Raw genomic sequence first — 23,844 nt, forward strand, 5'->3', positions numbered from 1 at the left:
CTGAGAGATCTGACCGGTTCATGAGGAGGAGACGATGAGCGTCCTGGCCACGGAGCTGGAGCTCGACGTGGTGCTGGCAGCCCCGGAACGGCTGGCCGACGGCGTCGTCCGGCTGACCCTGCGCGACCCGGACGGCGCGGCGATGCCGGCCTGGGAGCCGGGCGCGCACGTGGATCTGGTGCTGGGCCCGGATCTCGTGCGGCAGTACTCGCTGTGCGGCGATCCGGCCGACCGGTCGGTGCTGCAGGTGGCCGTGCTGCATGAGCCGGCCGGACGCGGCGGCTCGGCGCACGTCCACGGCCTGACCGGCGGCGAGCGGCTGCGCGTGCGCGGTCCGCGCAACCACTTCGCGCTGGTGCCTTCGCCGCGCTACCTGTTCGTGGCGGGCGGCATCGGCATCACGCCGCTGGTGCCGATGCTCGCCGCGGCCGAGGCGGCGGGGGCCGAGTGGCGGCTGCTCTACGGCGGGCGCACCCGCGCGTCGATGGCCTTCGCGGCTGAGCTGCGCGAACGCTACGGCGACCGCGTGGAGCTGGTGCCGCAGGACGAACGCGGCCTGCTCGACCTCGACGCGGCGCTGGCCGCGGCACCGGGCGCGGCCGTCTACTGCTGCGGCCCGGAACCACTGCTGGCGGCCGTCGAACAGCGGTGTGCGCCCGATTTGCTGCACCTCGAGCGGTTCACGGCGCTGCCCGACACCGGTCCGCGCGATGCGTTCGAGGTCGAACTCGCCCAGTCGGGCCGGACGGTGCAGGTACCGGCGGACCGCTCGATCCTCCAGGTGCTGGAGGAGTCGGGGGTGCCCGTGTTGTCCTCCTGCCAGGAGGGGACGTGCGGCACGTGCGAGACCGGCGTGCTCGACGGGGTGCCGGACCACCGCGACTCCGTGCTCACCGGCCCGGAGCGCGAGGCGGGCGACGTGATGATGATCTGCGTGTCGCGCTGCGCCGGTGCGCGACTGGTTCTGGATCTCTGACCCCGCGGGTAGCGTGAGGCGATGACCCGGCAAGCCCCGGCGACGGGCACCTCCGTGACCAGCAAGGTGCTGGCGCTGCTCGAGGCTTTCACCCCGGACGCCGCGGATCTGAGTCTCAGCGAGCTGGCCCGGCGGTCCGGTGTCTCGCTCGCGACCGCGCACCGGCGCGCGGCCGAGCTCGTCGAATGGGGTGCGCTGGAACGCGACGCGGCGGGGCGCTACCGCATCGGGCTGCGGCTGTGGGAGGTCGCGTCGCTCGCGCCGCGCGGGCTCGGCCTGCGTGACGCGGCGATGCCGTTCCTGGAGGACCTGTACGAGGTCACGCACGAGAACGTGCAGCTCGCCGTGCGCGAGGGCCTGGAGGTGGTGTTCGTCGAACGCATCGCCGGGCGCGACGCCGTGCCGGTCTGGACCCGGGTCGGCGGCCGGTTCGCCCTGCACGCCACGGGCGTCGGCCTCGTGCTGCTGGCCCACGCGCCCGCGGCCGTGCAGGAGGAAGTGCTCGGCGGGCCCCTGCACGGCTACACCGCGAAGACCGTCTGCGATCCGGCTCGGCTGCGCCGCGTGCTCGCCGACGTCCGCAAACAGGGCTACTCCGTGAGCGACGGGCAGGTCACCGTCGACGCGCTGTCGGTCGGCGCCCCGGTGTCCACCGCCGACGGCACGGTCGCGGCGGCAGTGTCCCTTGTGGTCCGGGCCGGCAGTGCCCAGCCGGCCGCGTTGGCGCCCTTGGTGATGGCGGCCGCGCGCGGCATCGGCCGGGCCCTGGCGGGCGGGCCGGCGCGGGTGTTCCCGGCGGGCCGCGCCCGCCCGTGACCTACTGCGGCACGTGCCAGCAGGTGCCGGTCGCGTCGGGCGTGCGCTCGGCGACGGTCGCGGCGGCGGGCAGCACCCGCTGTCCAGACTGGACGACGGTCGGCGTGGCGGGCGGGGCCGGGGCCACCTCGTTGTAATCGAGTTGCGCGAGCGCCAGCAGCAACAGCACATCGCGCTCGCCGTGCGGGAGCTCGGCCGGCGCGGCCGCGAGCGTGCCGCGGGCCGTGATCGCCGAGACCACGCGGCTTTCGTGGCCCTCACCGGACTCTGCGGTCGTGCACCTCGGTGAACGCCTCGGGCTCCAGCCGGAACCGCGCGGCCGGCCCGGCGTCGCCCACCGGTGCGGTCGTTTCTCTGCCTCTCCTCACGCGGGGGGTTCCTCCCAGTCGGGACAGCTTTCACCACGTCTTCGCCGCAGCGGGGAAACTTCTTCCCGAACGGGCGAGGAAGGTCAAAACGGTGCTGGTCAGCGGCGGCTCGGCCTAGGATCGGCGCGTGGAGCTTCCCGTGATGCCGCCCGTGCGGCCGATGCTCGCCAAGGCCGTGCACGAGGTCCCGAGGACCGAGGGGCTCTGGTTCGAGCCCAAGTGGGACGGGTTCCGCTGCGTCGTGTTCCGCGACGGCGCCGAGGTGGAGCTGGGTTCGCGCAACGACCGCCCGCTCACGCGCTACTTCCCCGAGCTGGTCGAGCTGCTGGGCGACGCGCTGCCGGAGAAGTGCGTGGTCGACGGCGAGATCGTGCTGGTCACGCCGCGGGGCCTGGACTTCGAGTCGCTGCAGCTGCGGCTGCACCCGGCGGCGAGCCGCGTGCGGAAACTGGCCGAGGAGACGCCGGCGAGTTTCATCGCGTTCGACCTGCTGGCCCTGGGCGAGCGCGATCTCACCGGGGAACCGTTCCGCACGCGCCGGCGGATGCTGGAAGACCTGCTCGGCGACAACCCGTCCGGCGGCCTGCAGCGCGTCCACCTGACGCCGCTGACCACGGATCCGGACACGGCCGAGGACTGGTTCACCCGCTTCGAGGGCGCCGGCTTCGACGGTGTGATGGCCAAGCCGGCCGATCAGCCGTACGAGCAGGACAAACGCGTGATGTGGAAGGTCAAGCACGAACGCACGGCCGACTGCGTCGTCGCCGGGTTCCGCTGGCACAAGGACGGGCAGGGCGTGGGTTCGCTGCTGCTCGGCCTGTTCGACGACGCCGGCGCGCTGCACCACGTGGGCGTGGCCAGCAGTTTCACCGCCAAGCGGCGCCGCGAGCTGGTCGAGGAGCTGGCGCCGTTGCGGGAGAACGCGCTGGAGGGCCACCCGTGGCGCACCTGGGCCGAGTACGAGCCCGAGCCCGGCCGCCGGCCCGGCGCGAACAGCCGGTGGGCGCCGCAGAAGGACCTGTCGTGGGAGGCCGTGCGGCCGGAGTGGGTCGCGGAGGTCCGCTACGAGCACCTGCAGGGCGGCCGGTTCCGCCACGGCGGGCGGCTCGTGCGCTTCCGCCCCGACCGTGACCCGGCTTCGTGCACGTACGCGCAGCTGGAGGAGGCGCCGCCGGCCGAGCTGGCGACGTTGTTCGGGGAGACGAGATGAGCGGCGTGGTGCTGGAGCTCGACGGTGTCGAGCTGACGATCTCGAGCCCGGACAAGGTGTACTTCCCCGAGCGCGGGGAGACGAAGCTCGACCTCGTGCGCTACTACCAGGCCGTGGCCGGCCCGCTGCTCGACCGCCTCGGCGGCCGCCCGCTGCTGCTGGAGCGCTACCCGGACGGTGCCGGCGGCAAGAGCTGGTTTCAGAAACGCGTCCCCAAGACCGCCCCGAAGTGGCTGACCACCACCGTCGTCTCCACGCCCAACGGCACGACCAGCGACGCCCTCGTGGCCGCCGACCTCGCCCACGTGCTGTGGGCCGTGAACCAGGGCTGCCTCGGCTTCCACGTGTGGCCCAACCGTGCCGCGTCGCTCGACATCGCCGACGAGCTGCGGATCGACCTCGACCCGTCGCCCGGCATCGGCTTCCCGCAGCTGCGCGACGCGGCGGTGCTCGTGCGCGAGTTCCTGACCGAGCTGGGCATCGAGGTCCACGTGAAGACCTCCGGCTCGCGCGGCCTGCACCTCTACGCCATCCTCGAACCCCGCTGGGACGGCTACCAGGTCCGCGCCGCCGCGGTCGCCCTCGCGCGGGCTCTCGAACGCCGCCACCCGGACCTCATCACGGCCCAGTGGTGGAAGGAGGAACGCGGCGCGCGCGTCTTCGTCGACTTCAACCAGAACGCCCCGCACAAAACGGTCTTCGGCGCGTGGTGCGTCCGCCCGCGCGTCGGCGGCCAGGTGTCCACGCCGATCTCGTGGGCCGACCTCGCCACCGTCATCCCGGACACGCTCACCCTGACCTCGGTGCCCGCTCTCGTCGCCGAGCACGGCGACCCCTGGGCCGGCGCGAACGACCGGCCGCAGTCCATCGAACCGCTGCTGGAGCTGTCCCGCACGGACCTCGCGTCGGGCCTGATGGACGCCCCTTGGCCGCCGGTGTACCCGAAGATGCCGGGCGAGCCGCCGCGCGTGGCGCCGAGCCGCGCGAAGAAGAGCTGAGCCGGCTGCGGCTCGAGACCGGCCTGCGGCAGCCCGCAGCGAGGCGGTTGTACGAGCGCGAAGGCGACCGGCGGATCCCCGCGTTCCCGGCGCACGAGAACGACCCGGAGAGCGGCTGCTCCGTCGAAGACCTCGCGCGTCACGCGAACGGCAGGTCGAACGCCAGCTGACCGTCGCCGTCTCCTGGTGGTGCGCCGGACAGGGTCGCGGCGCAGGTGGGGCACGGGGTGACGTCGCCGGTGCCCGGGGCCGTGAGGTCGACCGGTGTCCACGTGCGGGACTCGCGTTCGCCGCAGACCGAGCGGCGGTAGCGCAGGTCGCCGGCGCGGGTCATGAGATGGGCGACGGGCGCGTCGTCGGGCAGGACGCCGACGAGGTACCAGCGCGTCGCGGTGTGGACTGTGGGGATTGTCGCCATGGAACTGTCCTCCTGGGAGGCCGGTTCAGCTTCATTCCTTCGTCACAGCCATCTTCCGTCGCGCGGTGCGGGAATCCGTGCGTTTGGCGGTGTTCGGCGTGGCGCGCTCAGTCCTCTGGAGACTCTTCTGCCTGGTCAGGCGCCGGTTCGTTGAGGTAACGCAAGATCCGCAGCAGGCCGCGTTCGTCGATGTCGTCGGCTTCGGCCACGCACTCGGTGAGGCGCCGCGTGACGTCGTCGGCGTCGAGGCCGGCGCCGATCAGCACGAGCTCGGTGCGGTGTGGCCGTCCCGCGGGCCAGGGGGAGCGGTCGAGCTGGATGAATGCGCCCACGGTGTGCAGCCCGAACCGCGCGCGCGGGCCCAGGTCCACGTGGCCTTTGACGCGGTAGAGGCCGGGCGGGCGCTGTTCGAGGAATGCCAGCAGCCGCCGCGGCGACAGCGGGCGGTCGGCGGTGAAGGTGACGCTCTCGTAGGCCGCGTGGAGGTGCTGCGAGTGGTCGTGGTCGTCTTCGCGCAGGTCGTCGAAGGACAGCTGGCCGAAGCGTTCGCGCGGCTTCGGGTCGAAGAACAGCTCCGGGTCCACCCGGCCGTGGTCGGTCACCAGCACCGGCACGCCCGGCGCGAACTCCTCGACGGTCGCGGTCAGCTTGGCGAGCTCGTCGGCCGTGGCGCGGTCGGCCTTGTTGACCACGACCAGGTCGGCGATGCGCAGGTGGTCGGCCAGCTCGGGGTGGCGTTCGCGGGTGCTCTCGAACTCCGCGGCGTCGACGACTTCGGCGAGGCCGCCGTAGCGGATGTCGGGGTTCTCGCTCGCGATCATCAGCCGCAGCAGGTCGCGCGGCTCGGCGATGCCGCTGGCCTCGACCACGATCACGTCGATGCCGGCTTCGGAGCTCGACAGCCGCCCGAGCATCGCGTCGAGCCCGCTCGCGTCGACGGCGCAGCAGAGACAGCCGTTGCCGAGGGAGACCATGGTGTCGACCTGGCCGGACACGGCGAGCGCGTCGATGTTCACGCTGCCGAAGTCGTTGACCACCACGCCGACCCGCGCGCCCTGGCGGTTGGCGAGCAGGTGGTTGAGCATCGTGGTCTTGCCCGAGCCGAGGAACCCCGTGACGAGGACCACCGGGATCCGCTGCCTGGCCACGATCACACCCCTCCCGCCGTCGCACCGACCTTACCGCCAAGTGATCACGGAACCGCTTCCAGGTCGTGATCAATTTCCGGACACATTGTGCAAGGTCGAGGTGACGCAATTATTTCCGCGCCCGCAGCACCGCCGCCTACCTGCGAATTCCGCATTTCGCGGGCGGTGCCCGGCACATTCGGCGGTTGCCTGGAACGCCGCTTCGGGTACGCTTCCCGTTCTGGCGAAACCCTTGGGGCTACGGGATTTGTCGCCGCCGGCTCGGATCAGCACCGAATGACGGAGGAACAGTGGGTCTTGCCTGCGTGTCGCGGGTTGTGCTTTCTGCCAGTGGAGTAGCCCGGTGACCATTGCGTCCATGCGAGTGAATTTCGACGCACCGTTGGCGCCCGAAAGGGTGACAACCGTCGAATACGGCGAGGCCGAGGAATTCATCCGGCTCTGCCACGCGGAAGCCGCCGTGCCCGGCCTGCGCGTCGACGAGCGGCTCGCGCAGATCAAGGAGGAGATCGCCGAAACCGGTTCCTACCGGCACACCCACGCCGAACTGGCCCACGGCGCGCGCGTGGCGTGGCGCAACTCCGCCCGCTGCATCGGCCGGCTCTATTGGCGCGGCCTGCGCGTGCGCGACCGGCGCGACGTGCGCGACGCCGCGGGAGTCGCCGCCGAATGCGTCACGCACCTGCGCGAAGCGACCCGCGGCGGTCGGATCCGGCCCACGCTCACGGTGTTCGCGCCGGACAGCCCGACCACGCCCGGCCCGCGCATCCACAACGACCAGCTCATCCGCTACGCCGGCTACCGCCTCGAAGACGGCTCCGTGCTGGGCGATCCGCAGTACGTCGAGTTCACCGACACCGTGCGCGAGCTGGGCTGGCGCCCGCCCGAGCGGCGCGGTTCGTTCGACGTGCTCCCGCTGCTCGTCGAGGCGGAACCGGGTTCGCCGCAGCTGTTCGGCCTGCCCGCCGACGCCGTGCTGGAGGTGCCGCTCACGCACCCGGACCACCGCTGGTTCGCCGGCCTCGGCCTGCGCTGGCACGCCGTGCCCGCCATCAGCAACATGCCGCTGGAGATCGGCGGCGTGCGCTACTCCGCGGCGCCGTTCAACGGCTGGTACATGGCCACGGAGATCGGCGCGCGCAACCTCGCCGACGTCGCGCGCTACAACCTGCTCCCCGTCATCGCCGGCCTCATGGGCCTGGCGACGGACGACGACCGCACGCTGTGGCGCGACCGTGCGCTCGTGGAGCTGACGCTGGCCGTGCAGTATTCGTTCGACCAAGCGGGGGTCACCATCGCCGACCACCACTCGGAGTCACAGCGGTTCCTGACGCACCTCGAGCGCGAGGAGCGAGCGGGCCGGTCGTGCCCGGCCGACTGGAGCTGGCTCGTGCCACCGATTTCCGGCGCGCAGACGCCGGTTTTCCACCGCTACTACGACGAACCCGACCCCGCGACGCGGCCGGCGTTCCTGCTCCCTGGTCAATGAGAACAGCCGTTCGGCGGATCCCTGCGAACTGGGGGCGCCGACGGTCCGCGGAGGGCGGACAATGGGGACATGACCGCAGTGCTCGTCGCCCACGCAGGCAAGAACGGCGGCACCCGCGAGATCGCCGAGGTGGTCTCGGAGGAGCTGCGCGCCCTCGGCCACACCGTGGACACGCGGGACGCGGCCGACGTCGCCGACGTGGCGGGCTATGCGGCCGTGGTGGTCGGGAGCGCGCTGTACTACTCGCGCTGGCGCCCGTCGGCCGTGCGGTTGCTGGAGCGCAACGTGGAAGCCTTGCGTGAACGCCAGGTCTGGCTCTTCCACAGTGGCCCGTGCGGCCCCGGCGCGTCCCTCGTGCACGTGAGCCTGCCCGCGTCCGTGGCCCTCCTGGCGGCGAGCATCGACGCGGAACGCACCACCACGTTCGGCGGGCGGTTGGACCCCGCGCTAGTCCGGGGGATTCTGCCGCGGCTGATGGCGCGTGGGTCCCGTGCCGGCGATTTCCGTGACTGGGCCCGAATCCGCACGTGGGCCCGCGATGTCGGCCACCACGTGAGCTCGCACGTTTCTCTCTGACCACCTGCCCGTTTCAACTGTGACGAGCGTCTTCCCGATCGTCGCGCGCCCTGCTCCGGCCGTGCCGGAATCCGCGCAAACCCCTTGAATGACACCAAAACCGCCAAACCACATCGGTTGCCCGGTCACTCACTCAGGTGTAGACCAACACCGGCGACACCTCGAAACTCACCAACGAGCAGGGGGACTCCGGTGCCGGATGCCACGGCGGGCAAGAAACCCAAACTCACCTCCGACCAGCGCAACGCGTTCATCGCCGCCTGGCTCGGGTGGACCATGGACGCGTTCGACTACTTCCTGGTCGTGTTCATCCTGGCCGACATCGCCAAGGACAAGTCCTTCGGCGCGACGGCGACGCAGCTCGCGTTCATCACCACGGCGACGCTCGTGATGCGGCCGGTGGGGGCGCTGGTGTTCGGGCTGTGGGCGGACCGCGTCGGCCGGCGGATCCCGTTGATGGTGGATGTGCTGTTGTACTCGGTCGCCGGCGTGCTCTGCGCGGTGGCGCCGAACTTCACCGTGCTGCTGATCCTGCGGTTCGTCTACGGCATCGGCATGGGCGGCGAGTGGGGCCTGGGCGCGGCGCTGGCCATGGAGAAGATTCCGGTGCAGCGGCGCGGGTTCTTCTCGGGCGTGCTGCAGGCCGGCTACTCGAGCGGCTACCTCGTGGCCGCGCTGGCGTACCTGCTGTTCCACACCGCGCTCGACCTGGACTGGCGCTGGATCTTCGTGCTGAGCGTGTTCCCGGCGCTCATCAGCCTGCTGATCCGCGCCCGCGTCAAGGAATCCGAGGTGTGGGAGGCGGCGCAGGAGAAGATGCGGGTCACCCGTACGTCGGTGAAGGACGTGTTGCTCAACGGCAAGGTGATCCGCCGCTTTGTGTACCTGATCATCCTGATGACGGCGTTCAACTGGCTCAGCCACGGCACGCAGGACGTGTACCCGACGTTCCTCAAGTCCACCGACCACGGCGGCGCCGGCCTGAGCGCGTCGACGAGCACGTGGATCGCCGTGATCTACAACATCGGCGCGATCATCGGCGGCCTCACGTTCGGCGCCCTGTCCGAACGCTTCGGGCGGCGCGTGACCATCGTCAGCGCCGCCGTGCTGGGCCTGCCGATCATCCCGATCTTCGCCTTCGACCACGGCGCCGGCATGCTGGCCCTCGGGTCGTTCCTCATGCAGATCATGGTGCAGGGCGCCTGGGGCGTCATCCCGGCCCACCTCACCGAAATGTCCCCCGACGCGATCCGCGGCTTCTACCCCGGCGTCACGTATCAGCTGGGCAACCTGCTGGCCGCGCTGAACCTGCCGATCCAGGAAGCCATCGCCCAGTCGCAGGGCTATTCGGCCGCTCTCTTGTGGACAGTCATTCCGGCGCTGGTCGGCGTCGCCGTGCTGACCGCCGTCGGCAAGGAAGCCAAGTCCATCCGCTTCGGCGGCGAAGCGGCCACCACCGCGCCGGCGACGAGCGTGCAGTAGTACCGGTCGGCCCTTCCCGTGCTGCCCGGCTCTCGGGCAGCACGGAAAGGCCGGTTCCGCTGCGGCTGCCCCTTCGCCGCTCGCGTCCAACGCGCGACCCGTCAGCCGGGCGCACCCACCGGTGCGGATCACCATGCTGATCCGCACGCCGGCGGGCGCCGATCTGTGGCCCGGACGGCCTCAAAGTCACCCTTCAACGCTCTGACCTGCGGGGTTGCCGACGATAGTGCGCCGATATATCGTGGCTATGTCGGCGATAGCACACGAAGGGATTCTCATGACCAGGACAGCAGGCGCCCACCACATGTTCAGCGGCTTCGGTGGCCCCGAGCGCCACGGCCACCACCACACTGCCCACTTCGGCTTCGAACACCACGCCCCCGGCCACGGCGAGCACCACGCATTCGAGCACCACGGCCCCGGCGCCCCCGAGTTCTTCGGCGGCCATCACGGGCCCGGCCCCCACCACGGCCCCGGTGAGCCCTTCGGCTTTGCGCCCGATGCGGCGCGCGGGCCGGGCGGCTTTCCTCCGCCGCCGCCGATGCCGCCGGTTCCGCCGGGGCCCGGGTTTCCCGGTGGACCGGGTTTCCCCGGCGGACCAGGTTTCCCGGGCGGCCCCGGCGGTCCGCGCGCCTGGTTCGACGGCCGTCAGTGGGGCGGCCGCGGGTCACGGGGACCGGCGCGGCCCGTGCGCCCGGCGGTGCTGGCCCTGCTCGCCGAAGGTCCGATGCACGGCTACCAGCTCATGCAGGAAATCCGCCGTCGCTCGAACGAAGAGTGGCGTCCGAGCCCGGGCTCGATCTACCCGATCCTGCAGCAGCTGGAGGACGAGGGTCTCGTCCGCTCGGCCGAGGAAGGCGGCCGCCGCGTCGCGCAGCTGACCGAGGCGGGGCGCGAGCACGTCGCGGGCCGCGAGGAGGAGTTCGCGGCGCTCTGGGCGTCCCACGCTCCCGAGGACGACCCGGCCGCCGACCGCTTCGCCGCCCTGCACAAGCAGCTCGGCGACCTCTGGGCCGCCGCGGGCCAGGTCGCGTACACCGGCACCGACTCCCAGGCCGCCGAGATGCGCAAGATCCTCGCCGACGCGCGCCGCCGCCTCTACGCCCTCCTCGCCGAAGACCAGGACGACTCCGAAGACTGACCGCCGGACGGGCGTCGAGTCCACACTGGACTCGGCGCCCGTCCGCCACGCCGGCACCAGGACCGGGTCACGCTCGACCCGGTCCTGGTCGCCTGCCGCTCGTGGTGACGCATCGACACCCGCCACCGGCCTGACCGGCGGACGAGTGCCGGTTCGTTCCGTTGCCCCGAAACAACTGCCCGCCATCGAAGCACCCTCCTGAACCACCCGGGGTTCGATGCCACCGCCGAGACTCCGGTGCACCTCAGGTCATCCGGCCCGGCGGGGGTTCCGGATCCCAGCCCAGGTGCGCCGAAACCACATCCGCCGCCGCCACGGTCCGGGCCCCGGCCTCGTCCAGCCGTGAACCGATTCGCGCGTGCGGCGCCGAGATGTTCAACGCCGCCACCACCCGACCCCGGAAGTCCCGCACCGGAGCCGAGACGCCGGACAGCCCGGGCTCGAACTCCTCCACCACCCGGGCGAACCCCTTGTCACGGGCGGCCCGGATCGTGGTCCACAACGTGGGCAGCGCCGGGTGGTCCGGGAAGCGCACGTAGAGCTCGTCCGGCGTCGCGTCGAACAGCAGCACGCGCCCGGCGGAGGTGCGAGCGGCCGGGACGCCGCGGCCCTCCCATTCGTGGACGCGGAACGAGTGCCCCGACACCGAAAGCAGCGTCAGCACCTCGCGGTCGCGCAGCACACACAGGTGGCTCGTCTCCTCCAGATCCGCCGACAGCGAGTGCATCACGGGCTCCGCGGCCCGCACGAGACGGTCCTCGGCACTGCGCGCGACCAGCGAAAACAGACGCCGGCCCATGCGATAGCGGAGAGTGTCGGGGTCGCGCTCGACCACGCCCTCCAGGGCCAGTGCCTTGAGCGCGCGCGAAACCTGGCTCTTCTCGCGCCCGGTCACCGCGGCTAGCCGCACCACGCCGAGGCCGCCCGCGCGCTGGGCCTCGGCCGACGCCAGCGCCTCGAGCAGGTCGAGGTCGCGGCGCAGGCCGTACCCCGACGCAGTCATGGCCGAACCCTAAACCGAGTTGGCCTGAGCGCAACACACGTTGCGATGTCCCGCGCACCCTTGTCGGCCCGCCCGGCGCGCTCGTAGCGTCGAAGCCGATGAAGATCACCGCGATCACCCTCGACCGCCTGCGCCTGCCGCTCGACCCCCCGCTGCACGCGGCGTGGGACCCCGAGCCCCGGCGGCACTTCGACGCCACGATCGTGCGCGTCCACACCGACGAAAGCATCACCGGCATCGGCTCCGGCGACACGATGGCGGGCTTCGAAGCCGTCGAGCACCTGTTCGTCGGCGCCGATCCGCTCGACATCGTCCGCCACGTCAAGGCCATTGAGACGGCCAACTTCCACGGCGGCCGCTACTGGCCGCTCGAAGCCGCGCTGTGGGACGTCATCGGCCAGGTCGCGGGCCTGCCCGTCGCCACGCTCTTCGGGAACTCCGCCCGGTCGCTGCCCGTCTACGCTTCCTCGGCGGAGCTCAAACCGCCGGCCGAACGCGTCGAAGCCGCGCAACAGGCCCGGGAAGCGGGGTTCCGCGCGCTCAAGATCCGCATCGACCGCGACCGCGCCGACGAGGGCGTGGAGACCGTCGCCGCCGTGCGTGATGCTCTCGGTTCGAATTTTCACATCATGGTGGATCTCAACCAGTCCTGGCGCATGGCCGGCGACACCGCGCCCGCCACCGATCTCGCCGCGACCCGCCGGCTCGTGCGCCGCCTGGCCGAGCTCGACGTGTTCTGGGTCGAGGAACCCTTGCCCTACGCCGATGTTCAAGGTTTTCGCACGCTGCGTTCGGAAAACCCCGGACTTCGCATCGCCGCGGGAGAAATGCACCACTCCGTGCCCGACCTGCTGCGCTATCTCGAACAGGACGTGCTCGATGTCTACCAAATGGACGCCGTGCTCGCGGTGGGAATGCACCGCGCCCGCACCCTCGCCGAGGTGGCACAGCTGAAGCACCGCGCGTTCACCCCGCACAGCTGGACCAACGGCATCGGCCTGCTCGCGAACCTCGCGCTGGCCGCGGGTGTCGGCGCCGGCCCGTACCTGGAGTTCCCGTACGACCCGCCGGGCTGGACCCCGCAGCGTCGCGACTTCATGCTGGCCGAACCCCTGACGATCACCCCGGGCGGCGAGCTCACCGTGCCGCCGCGGCCCGGGCTCGGCGTCGAACTCGACGAGGAGGCGGTGGACCTATGGCGGATCTGACCTACGAAGACTGGCTCGCCGCAGCGCGCAACCTGACCCCTGAGACCCGGCCCTTCATCGCCGGCGGGTTCGTGGACCCGTTGTCCGGCATGCGTTCGACGCGAACGACGTCATCACCCCGTTCGGCAGGTTCAAGGCGACCGGTGCGGGGCGCGACAAATCGCTGCACGCGCTCGACGCGTACACGGCGCTGAAGACCACTTGGCTCGATCTCGCCTGAGTTGTCGACTTGTCCACCTCGAACGGGAAGGGGCACGCGTGGTGCGGACCGAGTTCGGGCCCGGCTTCGTCGAACGGCTGCCGGAGTTCGCCGCTGAGCTGGGCGGATCGCGGGTCTTCGTGGTGACCGACCGCGGCCTGCGCGCGACGGGCATCGTCGGGCGCGTGGAGAAGATCTTCTCCGCCGCCGGCGTGGAATTCGTGGTGCACGAGGACATCGGCCCCAACCCCGCGACGACGGAGCTCGACCGCGGCGCCGCCCGCCTGCGCGAGCACGGCGCGCCCGTCGTGATCGCCCTTGGCGGCGGGTCCGCGCTGGACGCGGCCAAGGGCATCTCACTGCTGGCCGGCAACCCCGGCTCGCTCGCCGCCGACGCCGACACGCTGTGGTCCGCTTCGGACGGTCTGCCGATCATCGCCGTGCCCACGACGTCCGGGACCGGCGCGGAGACCAACGGCTTCGGCGTGGTGGAAGACGTCTGCGCCCGCCGCAAGGTCTACATCGGACACGATTCGGTCCGCCCGCGCATCGCCGTGCTCGACCCTGAGCTCACACTCGGCCTCCCCGCCCCGATCACCGCCGCCACCGGCCTCGACGCCCTCGTCCACGGCGTCGAATCCCTCGCCTCCCTCGGCTCCGACGCCACGTCACGCGCCGACGCCGCCCGCGCCCTCACCCTCGTCGGCACCTGGCTCCCCATCGCCTACCGCGACGGCGCCAACCTGGAAGCCCGCTCCCACCTCATGCTCGGCGCTCACCTCGCGGGCCACGCCCTGACCCGCTCGGGCCTCGGCCTGGTCCACGGCCTCGGCCACGCCATCACCGCCCGCACCGGCACCCCGCACGGCGTCGCGCTGGCCGCGGTCCTCGAGGAGGTCATGACCTACACCGCCCCCTTCGCGGCCACCGCCTACGCCCAAGTCGCCGCCTCCCTCGGCGCCCCGACCGCCCTCGACGCCGTCCACGCGATCTCCAGGGCCGTCCACCTCAAACGCCCCCTCCGCGACCTCGGCCTCACCCGCGCCGACCTGCCCACCCTGGCCGCAACCGCCCTGGCCGACGCGGTGACGAAAAACGCTCCCCGCCCACCACACCAAGCCGAGGTCGAGGAGCTGCTCGCCTCCGTCTACTGAGCACAACCCGGCCGGACCTCGAACGGCCGCACCGATCCGCCTTGGTGGTGCGCACGGCTTGCGGCACCACTGAGGGGCGAAGGCCCGCGCCTGGTCGAGGCCGCACCCGCAAGGCACCGCGTCTCGGCGAGCCTGAAGTGCCGTCCTCGCGTCCGGCCGCCGCACCTCCGTCTACCGAGGACGTGCCGGTCGGGCATCCAACCGCTGCACCGATCCGCCTTAGAGGTGGTCGCGGCTTGCAGCGCCGCCGAGAGGTGAAGGCCGGCCTCCGGTCGAGGCCGCACCCGCAAGGCGCCGCGTCTCAGCGAGCCGGAGGCGCCGCCTTCGCGCCCGGCCGTGCCACCTCCGTCTACTAAGGACAAAACCGGCTGCCGAACCGCGCGGCACCTCCGTCTACTGAGGACAAAGAAAAACGCCGGACCCCACCCGGAGTCCGGCGTTTCCCACAAACCTCAGCGCTTCAACCCGTGCTCGATCGCCTCCACGATCCGCGGCCGCAGGTCCGCCACGCTGACGATCGCGTCGACCGAGCCGACCTCGACGGCGCGCTGGATGCTGTGCACGCGGTCGAACTCGGCGGCCACTTCGCCCAGCTTCTCGGCGCGCACGGACGACTGCACCTCCGCCAGGTCGGCCGCGCAGGCCGCGCGCTCGGCGCCGCTGAGTTCGCCCAGGCGGGCCTGTAGCGCGGAGACCCGCGGGTCGTTCGCCGTGCGGGTGTTGACCTCGCCCGAGAACACGACCGCGGCGGCCGGCGCGCCGCCCAGCACGGAGGCGAAGGAGCCCTCCAGGGCGAGCACCGTCATGTTCGGGTTGAGGGCCTTGGAGAACACCACGAACGCCCCGCCGTGGTAGCGGGAGATCACGGTGAACACGATCGGGCCGTCGAAGTTGACGATCGCGCGGCCGATCTCGGCGCCGTACTCCAGCTGCAGCTTGCGCATGGACTCGGGGGAGCCGTCGAAGCCCGACAGGTTCGCCAGCACCACCAGCGGACGGTTGCCGCTGGCCGAGTTGATCGCGCGGGCGGCCTTTTTGGACGAACGCGGGAACAGGGTGCCCGCGGTGTAGGTGTCCGGGCCGTCGGTGGGCGGGAAGCCGCGGCGCGGCACCGAGCGCGACTCGATGCCGAGCAGGCACACGGGGTGCCCGCCGATGTGGACGTCCTGCACGGCCGCGGTGTCCGCGTCGGCCATGCCGGCCCAGCGTTCCAGCACCGGGTGGTCCTGATCGGACAGTGCGCGCATCACCGTGCGGATGTCGAACGGCTTCTTCCGGTCCGGGTTGTGCTCGGCCGAGAAGATCTGGCCCACCGTGGTGAAGTCGCTGCCGACGATCGCGTGCGGGAAGTCCGACATGTCGCGGCTGACCGGGTCCGCCGTCACCGCGGTGCGCGGGCCGGGTTCGCCCGGCACGACGTATGTGTGGTCGTAGTGCGACATCAGCACGTCGCGCGCGCCCGCCAGGTTCGGCGCCCAGTACTGCGCCTGGCCGTTCGGGCCCATCACGCGGTCGTAGCCGCCGATGCCGAAGTTGTCCTCGGCCGACACGCCACCGGAGAAGTCGAGCGACTGCTTGCCCGTGAGCACCATCGCCGAATCCGGCGTCATGACCAGGATTCCCTTGGTGTGCATGAGCATCGTGGCTTCGGCGTTCCAGTACGGCTGGCCGCCGACGGTGATGCCGGAGACGACGATGTTGATCTCGCCGCCGTCCTGCGTGAACTCGACGATCCGCTTGAGCGCCGCCGCGATCCAGTCCATGTTCTCCACGCCGGAGTCCATGGAGATCTTGGCGCCGGACGACAGCGCGAACCACTCGACGGGCACCTGCATCCGCTCGGCCAGGTCGAGCGCGCCGATCACCCGCGCGCACTCCGGCTCCGCGAGCGCGCCGAGGGACTTCGTCGGGTCGCCCAGCAGCACCACCCGCGTGACACCCTCGGGCACCCGCTCGGTCGGCGTCGAGACGACCCCCGCGACGATCCCGGCCTTGTTGCGCCCCTTCGGCCGCTCGACCGGCACCAGGGCGCCGGAGTCGTCGAGGTCGTGCTCGGTGAACGTGCCCCCGCCGGCGAGCAGGTCGGTGAGCTCGTACGGGTACACGGTGTCGCGCCGCGCCGCGCGCAGCACCTTCTGGCGGTAGTCGTCCAGCGGCTGCACCGGCTCCTGCGACGGCTCGCCGACCGACAGGCGCACGCCCGAGCCGGCCTCGCTGCGGATCGTCACGGCCAGCTCGGTCAGCTCGCCCGTCTCCGGGTTGCGCCGCCGTGCCAGGAACTGGATCTCCTCCACACCCGCGCCCGCCGTCGACGGCAGCACGCGCTGGGCGAGCAGGTTCAGCTCGTCCATGGTCAGGTCGCTCGGCGGCCACACGTAGACGACGATCCGGTTGGTGTCGAAGCGTTTCCGGGCCGGGCGCTGCGCCTGCACGTTGCGGATCGCGTCGAGGCACGCGGCCAGCGTGTCCTCGGCCGCGGGCAGCGACACGAGCCGGCCGTCGGCCTCGCGCAGCGGCGTGAGGTCACGCACCTGCGCCAACGCGACCAGCCGCTCGTCGGCGGGGTTGGCCTGCGCGACGCACTTGAACAGGTACACCTCTTCGTCGGCCGAAGGCAGGCGCGTGAGGTCGAACTCCTGCAGCCGCTCCAGCTGCATGCGCTCGGCGACGCGCGGGTGCAGGCCGCGGATCAGCCGGTCCTCCGCGAACCCGTCGCCACCGCGGCGGAAGGTGAAGTGGTGATGCATCACGGCCCCGCCGCCCCCGGCGACGGTGGTGGTGACGCGAGTGATCGCCTCCGGCAGCGGCTGCGCGGCGAGGACCTCGCCGAGCCGCGCGGCCATCGTGTCGGAGTCGGGCTGGTCGGCCCATGTCACGTAGATGTCGGCCACGGCGTAGCTGCCGGCGTCGCTCGCCAGCTCACCCGCGGCGCGGACGGCGGCGGGCAGCCGCGCGAAGTCGACGGCCGTCGTGACCACCCGCGCGGGCTCGGCGTGCTCCGCGGTGACGAACACACACTCGGCGACCTCGCGCCGTTCGATTTCGGACAGGCTCTTGTTGCCGTAGTAACGCCGGGTGAGAACTTCCAGCAACGGCGCGGGATCCGTGCCGGGCCGGTCGATGCGCTGGCCGAGCAGCCGCACCAGCGGCTCGGAGCTGGACACCATGCCGGCGATGAGCTTCGCGCGGTCCGGCGCGTCCGGGTTGTGGTCGAGGTACTTCAGGCTCCGGCGGACCTCGGCGTAGACCTCCGCGCGGGCGCGGCGCAGCAGCGGCTGGGCGAACCAGCGGAACACCACACCGCGGGCGAAGTCGCTCACCGCCGGGTGGCGCACCTGCGTGGCGGCCACGAGGTGCTCCAGCGCCAGGCCGGCCTCCTCGCGCAGGTCGCCGGTCGGCGGTGCCTCCGTGAGCCACTGCCGCAGCAGCGCCGTGACGATCGCGACGTCCGACGAAGACCGTTGCTGGGCAAGGAAGATGCGGAACACCGCCTCCTCCAGCTCCGGCGTGCGCTCCAGGTCGGCCACGCCGTAGTGGCCGAGCACGCGGCGCAGGCGGGCCTGGAACGTCTCGGGCAGCCCGGCGCGCTCCACGTCGAGGCTCTGCAGGTACGTGTGGAAGTACTCGCGGGCGCTGTGCACCGGGCTCGCCGGGCTGACGTCTTCGCCGGCCGGCTTGTTGCGCGTGAGCTCCGACAGGTCGGCGAACACGCCCAGCAGCTCCACCTCGGCGGCCAGCGGCCGCGAAGCTCCCTGCTCGGCGCGCGCGGCGAGGTAGCCCGCGAGCGTGCGGCGCTGGTCGTGCGGGTCGACGTCGAACCCGAGCAGCAGGCCGCGCAGGTCCTGCAGCCCGCGGGCCGCGCGGTCGGCGGCGGAGGCGGCCGCGGGCTCGGCGGGCAGCTCGATCTCGACGGTCTCGCCGGCGTCGGCGGCTTCCGCCGCGTCGTCGTCGTCGGCCAGCGGCTCCAGGCGCATCAGCGCGGCGCCGGTCTCGACCTGGCTGCCGATCGACACGGTCAGCTCCCGCACCCGGGCGCGGAACGGCGCGCGCAGCACCGTCTCCATCTTCATGCTTTCCAGCACGAGGATCGGCGCGTTGGCGTCGACCTCGTCGCCGACCGACAGCGGCGTCGCGACCACCAGCGCGGGCGCGGGGGAGCGGACGACCCCGCCCTCGTCGCGGCTCACGCGGTGGGTGATGCCGTCGACCTCGACCAGGTGGATGGGGCCGTGGGTGGCGGCGACGAGGCGGAAGCGCGTGCCGTTCACGGTGATCTGGCCACTGTGGGAGTCGAAGCGCTCGATCTCGACGTCGGCCGGGTGCACGTCGCCGCCACCGCTGATGCCGACGCGGAAACGCTTCGGCCCGATGCGCGCGACGCTCACCCGGTACGCGACGCCGCGCAGCTTCAGGTCGAGCGGACGGCCGCTTTCGAACTGCACCTGCGGACGCCCGCCGTGCGCGGTCGACAGGAGCCGGACGCGGGCGATCTCTTCCTCGTCCTCGTAGGCCTCGATGGCCGCGGCGGCGAGCGCGATCGCGGAGTGCTTGCTGGTGACCAGGCGGCCTTCGGCGCGGACGCGGTCGATCCAGCCGGTGTCGGCGCTGGCGTCGATCACCTCGGGCTGGTCGAGCAGGTCGAGCACGAAGCTCTTGTTGGTGGCGCCGCCCTCGATGATCACGGTGGTCTCGGACATCGCGCGGCGCAGGCGGGCGAGCGCCTGGTCGCGGTCGCGGCCGTAGGCGATGATCTTGGCGATCATCGAGTCGAAGTCGGCGGGGATCGTGTCGCCTTCGCTCACGCCGGTGTCGACGCGGATGCCCGGGCCGGCCGGCAGCAGCAGCCGCGCGATGTGGCCGGGCGACGGGGCGAAGTCGCGGTCGGGGTCCTCGGCGTTGAGCCGCGCCTCCACGGCGTGGCCGAGCTCGGCGGGCTGCTCGCCCTCGAGCTTGCCGCCCGACGCGACGTGCAGCTGCAGCCGCACGAGGTCCGTGCCGGTGGTGATCTCCGTGATCGGGTGTTCCACCTGCAGGCGGGTGTTCACCTCGAGGAACGCGAACAGCTTCTCGCCCGGGTGGTAGAGGAACTCGACGGTACACGCGCCGCGGTAGCCGACCTTGACCGCGAGCCGCTCGGCCGAGGACTTCAGCTCGGCCGTCTGCGCCGGCGAGAGGACCGGCGACGCCGACTCCTCGATGATCTTCTGGTTGCGCCGCTGCACCGAGCAGTCGCGCACGCCCAGCGCCCACGCGGTCTCGCCGTCGGAGATCACCTGGACCTCGACGTGGCGGGCGCCCGTGACCAGGCGCTCCAGGAACACGATGCCGCTGCCGAACGCGCGCAGTGCCTCCTGGCTGGTGCGCTCGTAGGCGTCGGTGAGCTCGTCGGCCGAGGACACCTTGCGGATGCCGCGCCCGCCGCCGCCCGCGGTGGCCTTGAGCATGAGCGGGTAGCCGATCTTGTCACCGGCCGCCAGCGCGTCTTCGAGCGTCGCGACCTCGCCGCGGCTCCACGGCGCCACCGGGACGCCGACCTCCTCGGCGATCAGCTTCGCGCCGATCTTGTCACCGAGCTGGCGCATGGCGTCGGCGCTCGGCCCGATGAAGGTGACTCCCACCTTCTCGCACAGCTCCGCGAACGCCGGGTCCTCGGCGACGAAGCCCCAGCCCACCCACGCGGCGTCGGCCTTCGTCTCGACCAGCGCCTTCTCCAGCTTGGCGAGATCGAGGTACGGGCGCGCCGAGGCCGGCCCCAGCGAGTAGGCCACGTCGGCCTCCCGCACGAACGTCGCGGACCGGTCCGCGTCCGTGTAAAGGGCGACCGTCTCGATCCGTGTACCGGTCTCCGCGGAAAGATCTCGGACAGCGTGGATCAACCGCATTGCGGCTTCCCCGCGGTTCACGATGGCGACACGACTGAACACCGGACTGAGCCTCCCAAGTACCCACGCGCAGCAGGCGACGTCCGTGTCCGGATCGTCGCCTGTCTTCGCTTACACCCTGCTCCCTTACCGGCGGGTACACCAATGTCGTGCATAGCGCATGCCGGAGCCGCTGCATTGTGGGAACCCGCCAAAAAGTTGCCCAGGCCACACCGCCGGGGACACGTTTCGCGCGAGGTCTGCCACAAACCACCCGGCAAACCTACGGTGCGCGCACTGGGGAAACGGCGAGAGTGCGGAGCGTGGCCGAGGTTGTCGCCGGGACGGTGCGTGATCGTCACCGGTTGTTCAACCCTGCCGGTTTGATTTGACTTCGAATAGTTCGGCGCCGTATTATCTTGGCAGGCTTTCGAGGAGGTCGATCGGGATGAATGAACCGGTACTGGTCCGGGGTGCTGCCGCCGAGGTGCTGGGCGCCGAGTCGAACCGCACGTGGCTGCTCGCGGACGCCGCCGACACCGGCGGCGTGATGAACGTCGTGCGGACGACGCTGGGCCCGGGCGTGGACGGTCCGCCACCGCACTACCACCGGCTCGCGCCGGAGATGTTCTACCTGCTCGACGGCCGCCTCCGCGTGCTCGTCGGAGACGACATCGTGGTCCTGACCACCGGCGACTACCTGCTGGTCCCTCCGGGCGTGGTGCACGCCTGGGGCACCCTGCCCGAGTCCGGCGCCGACGTGCTGATCGTCAAGGCCCCGGGCGAGAACCGCTTCGACTACTTCCGCCTGGGCGACCGCATCCGGCGGGGTGCGGCGGACCCCTCCGAGGTGCTCGCCACGCAGGAGCAGTTCGACAACCACTTCACGACGAGTCCGGTGTGGACGCGACTGCTGGCGGGGGAGCCGGAGCGTGCCGCGGTGGTGGATTTTCCGGGTGGGGCGGGGGATTGATCGGCGTCTGCTGTCGAACGGCGCAGCCGGCCGACGGGTCTGTGTCGACGTGGTCGCGGGCTGCGTTTTCCGACCCGCGGATGTCGCTCCGTCGCCGGTGCCTGACCGGCCAGGTCGTGGACTGAGCGGCGCAGCGGATTGCCCCACTCAGTCGAAGATTTCCGCACATCCGCGCTCCACCTGGTCCGGTTTCCCTCGTTTTCAACCGGTTGTCCAGTGACCCTTGACACACTCCGGCGGCCCCCTTACCTTCGCTGGTAATCGATTTCTCGAACGGTGGGATCGAGGGGGATGGGCGACGACGGCGTCGCGCTGGTCGAGCTGGCCGGCGTCAGCAAGGCCTACGGCGGAGTGCGTGCAGTTCGTTCGGTGGATTTCACCGTGTGGGCGGGGGAGGTGCACGCGCTCCTCGGGGAGAACGGGGCGGGCAAGTCCACCCTGATGAAGGTTCTCTCCGGAGAGGTGGCCGCCGAGGAGGGGGCGATCCGGATCGGCGGGGTGCCGGTCCGGTTCGCCCGCCCGGCCGACGCGCAGCGCGCCGGCGTCGCGATGATCCACCAGGAGCTCGACCTCGTGCCGGCGCTGTCCGTCGCGGAGAACGTGTTCCTCGGCCGCGAGCCGCACACCCGCTACGGCGTGCTCGACCACAAGCGCATGGTGCGCCAGACGAAAGCCCTGCTCGAACAGTCCGGTGTGGACCTCGACGCCACCACGCCGGTCGAGCGGTTGCGCACGGGCGAACAACAATTGGTGACCATCGCGAAAGCGCTGTCGCTGAACGCACAGATCCTGATCATGGACGAACCCACCTCGGCGCTTTCCCCCCGCGAAGTCGAGCGATTGTTCGCAGTGATCGACCGGTTGCGCACAGCCGGTGTGGCCCTGGTGTACATCTCCCACCGCATGGAAGAAATCGGACGCGTCGCGGACCGGGCGACGGTGCTGCGCAATGGCGAAGTCGTCGCCGAGTTCGCCGCGCGCGAGCTGACGGCCTCGCAGGTCGCCGAAGCGATGGTGGGCCGGCCGGTGCAGCAGATGTTCACCACTGAAACCAAACCGTCCGAAGGTGAACACGTTCTGGTAATCGACGAACTCGTCGTCACCCCGAAGGCCGGCCGCCGCGAACCGGCCGGGGTCAGCCTGAGCGTCGGTGCCGGCGAGATCGTCGGGGTCGCCGGCCTGCTCGGCTCAGGACGCACCGAACTCCTCGAAACCCTCTACGGCGCGTCCCCCGGAACCATCACCGGCGGCGAAATCCGGCTCAACGGCAAGGAATACCGTCCGAGATCCCCACGAGACGCGCTCCGCAACGGCGTGGCTTTCGTCCCCGAGGACCGCCGGATCTCCGGCCTCTCGCTCGACCACTCGACCCTCGCCAACACCGTCCTCTCCATCGTCGACGCACTGGCCCGCTTCGGCATCGTCTCCGCCGGCCGGGAGCGCGAAACCGCGGAGGCCTCGGCCGAACAGCTCGGTGTCAAACTTCGCACACTGGCCGACCCGGTCGGCTCGCTGTCCGGCGGCAACCAGCAGAAGGTGGTTCTCGGACGCGCTCTGCTCACAAAACCACATCTGCTGTTGCTCGACGAACCCACCCGAGGCGTCGACGTCGGCGCGAAGGCCGAGATCTACCGGATCCTGGGAGAAGTCGCACAAACCGGGGTGGGAATCCTCCTCGCGTCGTCCGAACCCGCCGAGCTCGTGGGCGTCTGCGACCGCGTGGTGGTGCTGCGCGGCGGCAAGACCGTGCACGAGCTCGACACCGCCCTCGCCGGCGAAGGCGAGCTGCTCGCCGCCTCCATGGGAGACGTCCGGTGACCGGCCGCACGGTGCTCGCCACGCTGTTCCGGTTCCAGAGCGTCTTCGGGCTCGTCGTGGTGTTCGCCGCCGCGATCGTGTTCTCGCCCTCGAACGACGGCGAACTCGTGTTCCTCGGCGCGGACAACCTGCTCAACGTCGTCCGCGCCATCTCCGAGATCGGCATCCTCGCCGTCGGCATGACGCTGGTGATCCTCGTCGGCGGTATCGACCTGTCCGTGGGCTCGGTGCTGGGCCTCGCGTCCGTCGGCGTCGCCGAACTGCTCACCACGAACGACTGGGCCCTCGTCCCCGCCGTGCTCGCGATCCTCGCCCTCGGCCTGGGTTTCGGCCTGGTGCAAGGGGTCGCGAGCGCCCGGTTCCGCATCCAGTCGTTCATCGTCACCCTGGCCGGCATGCAGATCGCCCGAGGCCTCGCCCGCATGTGGTCCGGCGGCGAAGGCGTGTCCATCACCTACGGCGACGGCCCCGGCCAGGCCCCGGTGCCGTTCTCGCTGCTGGGGGAGCGGACGTTCAACGGCACCGTCCCGATCCCCGCCCTCATCTTCGTCGTGGTCGCCGCCCTCGCCATGGTGCTGCTGCGGTTCAGCGCGTTCTCCCGGCACATCTACGCGATCGGCGGCAACGAAAAGGCCGCGCGGCTCTCCGGCGTGCCCGTGGTGCGGGTCAAGGTGCTCGTGTTCGGCATCTGCGGGCTGCTCGCCGCGCTGGCCGGCATCGTCCACGCGGGACAGCTCAACTTCGGCGGCCCCAACGACGGCAGCGGCTACGAGCTCAACGCCATCGCCGTCGTCATCGGCGGCACCAGCCTCTCGGGCGGGCGCGGGACCGTGCTCGGCACCGTGGCGGGCGCGCTGCTCGTCGGCGTGCTCGACAACATCCTCCAGCTCAACAACATCGACTCCAACGTGCAGCTGATCGTGGTCGGCGTGGTGATCGTGTTCGCCGCCGGGCTGCAACGGCTGCGTCCGGGCCGCGCGCAGGCCGGGCCGTAGCCACGTTGGCC

18 protein-coding genes are annotated in these 23,844 nt (G+C 71.4%); 13 read left to right on the plus strand and 5 right to left on the minus strand.

Annotated elements, in window-relative coordinates:
• Positions 1-34: 34 nt before the first annotated feature.
• Both ACFY1H_RS30045 and ACFY1H_RS30050 read left to right on the plus strand, forming a co-directional pair.
• Positions 35-976 carry a PDR/VanB family oxidoreductase gene (locus ACFY1H_RS30045; RefSeq protein WP_386951807.1) on the plus strand — a complete coding sequence of 314 codons (942 nt, stop codon included), beginning with the start codon at positions 35-37 and terminating at the stop codon, positions 974-976.
• A 21-nt stretch (positions 977-997) separates the two neighbouring features.
• Complete coding sequence (locus ACFY1H_RS30050; protein ID WP_366586434.1) at positions 998-1,792, plus strand: IclR family transcriptional regulator; 795 nt, start codon at positions 998-1,000, stop codon at positions 1,790-1,792.
• A gap of 1 nt (position 1,793) precedes the next feature.
• Here the strand turns inward: ACFY1H_RS30050 and ACFY1H_RS30055 are convergent, their stop codons facing one another.
• Complete coding sequence (locus ACFY1H_RS30055; protein WP_366586431.1) at positions 1,794-2,033, minus strand: hypothetical protein; 240 nt, start codon at positions 2,031-2,033, stop codon at positions 1,794-1,796.
• Between the two features lie 254 nt (positions 2,034-2,287).
• Between ACFY1H_RS30055 and ACFY1H_RS30060 the strand changes: the two genes are divergently transcribed.
• Together ACFY1H_RS30060 and ligD are read left to right on the plus strand one after the other, a co-directional pair.
• Positions 2,288-3,370 carry an ATP-dependent DNA ligase gene (locus ACFY1H_RS30060; RefSeq protein WP_366586429.1) on the plus strand — a complete coding sequence of 361 codons (1,083 nt, stop codon included), beginning with the start codon at positions 2,288-2,290 and terminating at the stop codon, positions 3,368-3,370.
• Positions 3,367-4,368, plus strand: coding sequence for a non-homologous end-joining DNA ligase (gene ligD, locus ACFY1H_RS30065; RefSeq protein ID WP_386951812.1), 1,002 nt, complete (start codon positions 3,367-3,369; stop codon positions 4,366-4,368). Before ACFY1H_RS30060 ends, ligD begins: the two co-directional genes overlap by 4 nt.
• A gap of 139 nt (positions 4,369-4,507) precedes the next feature.
• On the opposite strand, the gene ACFY1H_RS30070 is transcribed toward ligD, so the two are convergent.
• Positions 4,508-4,786 carry a hypothetical protein gene (locus ACFY1H_RS30070; RefSeq protein WP_386951814.1) on the minus strand — a complete coding sequence of 93 codons (279 nt, stop codon included), beginning with the start codon at positions 4,784-4,786 and terminating at the stop codon, positions 4,508-4,510.
• A 107-nt stretch (positions 4,787-4,893) separates the two neighbouring features.
• On the minus strand, positions 4,894-5,934 hold the full coding sequence (locus ACFY1H_RS30075; protein ID WP_386951817.1) for a CobW family GTP-binding protein: 1,041 nt from the start codon (positions 5,932-5,934) through the stop codon (positions 4,894-4,896).
• Between the two features lie 358 nt (positions 5,935-6,292).
• Here ACFY1H_RS30075 and ACFY1H_RS30080 point away from each other — a divergent pair, with 358 nt between their 5' ends.
• From ACFY1H_RS30080 to ACFY1H_RS30095, 4 genes are all read left to right on the plus strand, one after another.
• Positions 6,293-7,423 (plus strand): nitric oxide synthase oxygenase, encoded by a 1,131-nt coding sequence (locus tag ACFY1H_RS30080; protein ID WP_386951819.1) that lies wholly within the window; start codon positions 6,293-6,295, stop codon positions 7,421-7,423.
• Positions 7,424-7,492: 69 nt separating this feature from the next.
• Entirely contained in the window at positions 7,493-7,999 is a 507-nt protein-coding gene (locus tag ACFY1H_RS30085; RefSeq protein WP_386951822.1) for a flavodoxin domain-containing protein, read from the plus strand.
• 192 nt (positions 8,000-8,191) lie between these two features.
• Positions 8,192-9,481 carry an MFS transporter gene (locus ACFY1H_RS30090; protein WP_386951824.1) on the plus strand — a complete coding sequence of 430 codons (1,290 nt, stop codon included), beginning with the start codon at positions 8,192-8,194 and terminating at the stop codon, positions 9,479-9,481.
• Between the two features lie 277 nt (positions 9,482-9,758).
• Complete coding sequence (locus ACFY1H_RS30095) at positions 9,759-10,622, plus strand: PadR family transcriptional regulator (protein WP_386951827.1); 864 nt, start codon at positions 9,759-9,761, stop codon at positions 10,620-10,622.
• A gap of 244 nt (positions 10,623-10,866) precedes the next feature.
• On the opposite strand, the gene ACFY1H_RS30100 is transcribed toward ACFY1H_RS30095, so the two are convergent.
• A complete protein-coding gene (locus tag ACFY1H_RS30100; protein ID WP_386951829.1) occupies positions 10,867-11,625 on the minus strand; it encodes an IclR family transcriptional regulator in 759 nt (252 codons plus the stop codon).
• 98 nt (positions 11,626-11,723) lie between these two features.
• On the opposite strand from ACFY1H_RS30100, the gene ACFY1H_RS30105 reads away from it, so the two are divergent.
• Together ACFY1H_RS30105 and ACFY1H_RS30110 are read left to right on the plus strand one after the other, a co-directional pair.
• Positions 11,724-12,833 (plus strand): mandelate racemase/muconate lactonizing enzyme family protein, encoded by a 1,110-nt coding sequence (locus ACFY1H_RS30105; protein ID WP_386951832.1) that lies wholly within the window; start codon positions 11,724-11,726, stop codon positions 12,831-12,833.
• A 258-nt stretch (positions 12,834-13,091) separates the two neighbouring features.
• Positions 13,092-14,186: an iron-containing alcohol dehydrogenase family protein gene (locus tag ACFY1H_RS30110; protein ID WP_386951835.1), complete on the plus strand. Its 1,095-nt coding sequence runs from the start codon at positions 13,092-13,094 to the stop codon at positions 14,184-14,186.
• A gap of 452 nt (positions 14,187-14,638) precedes the next feature.
• Here ACFY1H_RS30110 and ACFY1H_RS30115 read toward each other — a convergent pair whose 3' ends face one another.
• The gene (locus ACFY1H_RS30115; protein WP_386951837.1) at positions 14,639-20,110 is read right to left on the minus strand and encodes a biotin carboxylase N-terminal domain-containing protein; all 5,472 of its coding nucleotides are present in this window, start codon (positions 20,108-20,110) and stop codon (positions 14,639-14,641) included.
• A gap of 385 nt (positions 20,111-20,495) precedes the next feature.
• Here ACFY1H_RS30115 and ACFY1H_RS30120 point away from each other — a divergent pair, with 385 nt between their 5' ends.
• The 3 genes from ACFY1H_RS30120 (at position 20,496) to ACFY1H_RS30130 (ending at position 23,833) form a co-directional block, all read left to right on the plus strand.
• Positions 20,496-21,020 carry a cupin domain-containing protein gene (locus ACFY1H_RS30120; RefSeq protein WP_386951840.1) on the plus strand — a complete coding sequence of 175 codons (525 nt, stop codon included), beginning with the start codon at positions 20,496-20,498 and terminating at the stop codon, positions 21,018-21,020.
• Between the two features lie 291 nt (positions 21,021-21,311).
• A complete protein-coding gene (locus ACFY1H_RS30125) occupies positions 21,312-22,838 on the plus strand; it encodes a sugar ABC transporter ATP-binding protein (RefSeq protein ID WP_386951842.1) in 1,527 nt (508 codons plus the stop codon).
• The gene (locus ACFY1H_RS30130; protein WP_386951845.1) at positions 22,835-23,833 is read left to right on the plus strand and encodes an ABC transporter permease; all 999 of its coding nucleotides are present in this window, start codon (positions 22,835-22,837) and stop codon (positions 23,831-23,833) included. The genes ACFY1H_RS30125 and ACFY1H_RS30130 overlap by 4 nt, the downstream gene beginning before the upstream one ends.
• Positions 23,834-23,844: the final 11 nt, after the last annotated feature.

The sequence above is a fragment of the Amycolatopsis sp. NPDC001319 genome, assembly GCF_042896185.1.
Classification (GTDB): Bacteria; Actinomycetota; Actinomycetes; order Mycobacteriales; family Pseudonocardiaceae; genus Amycolatopsis.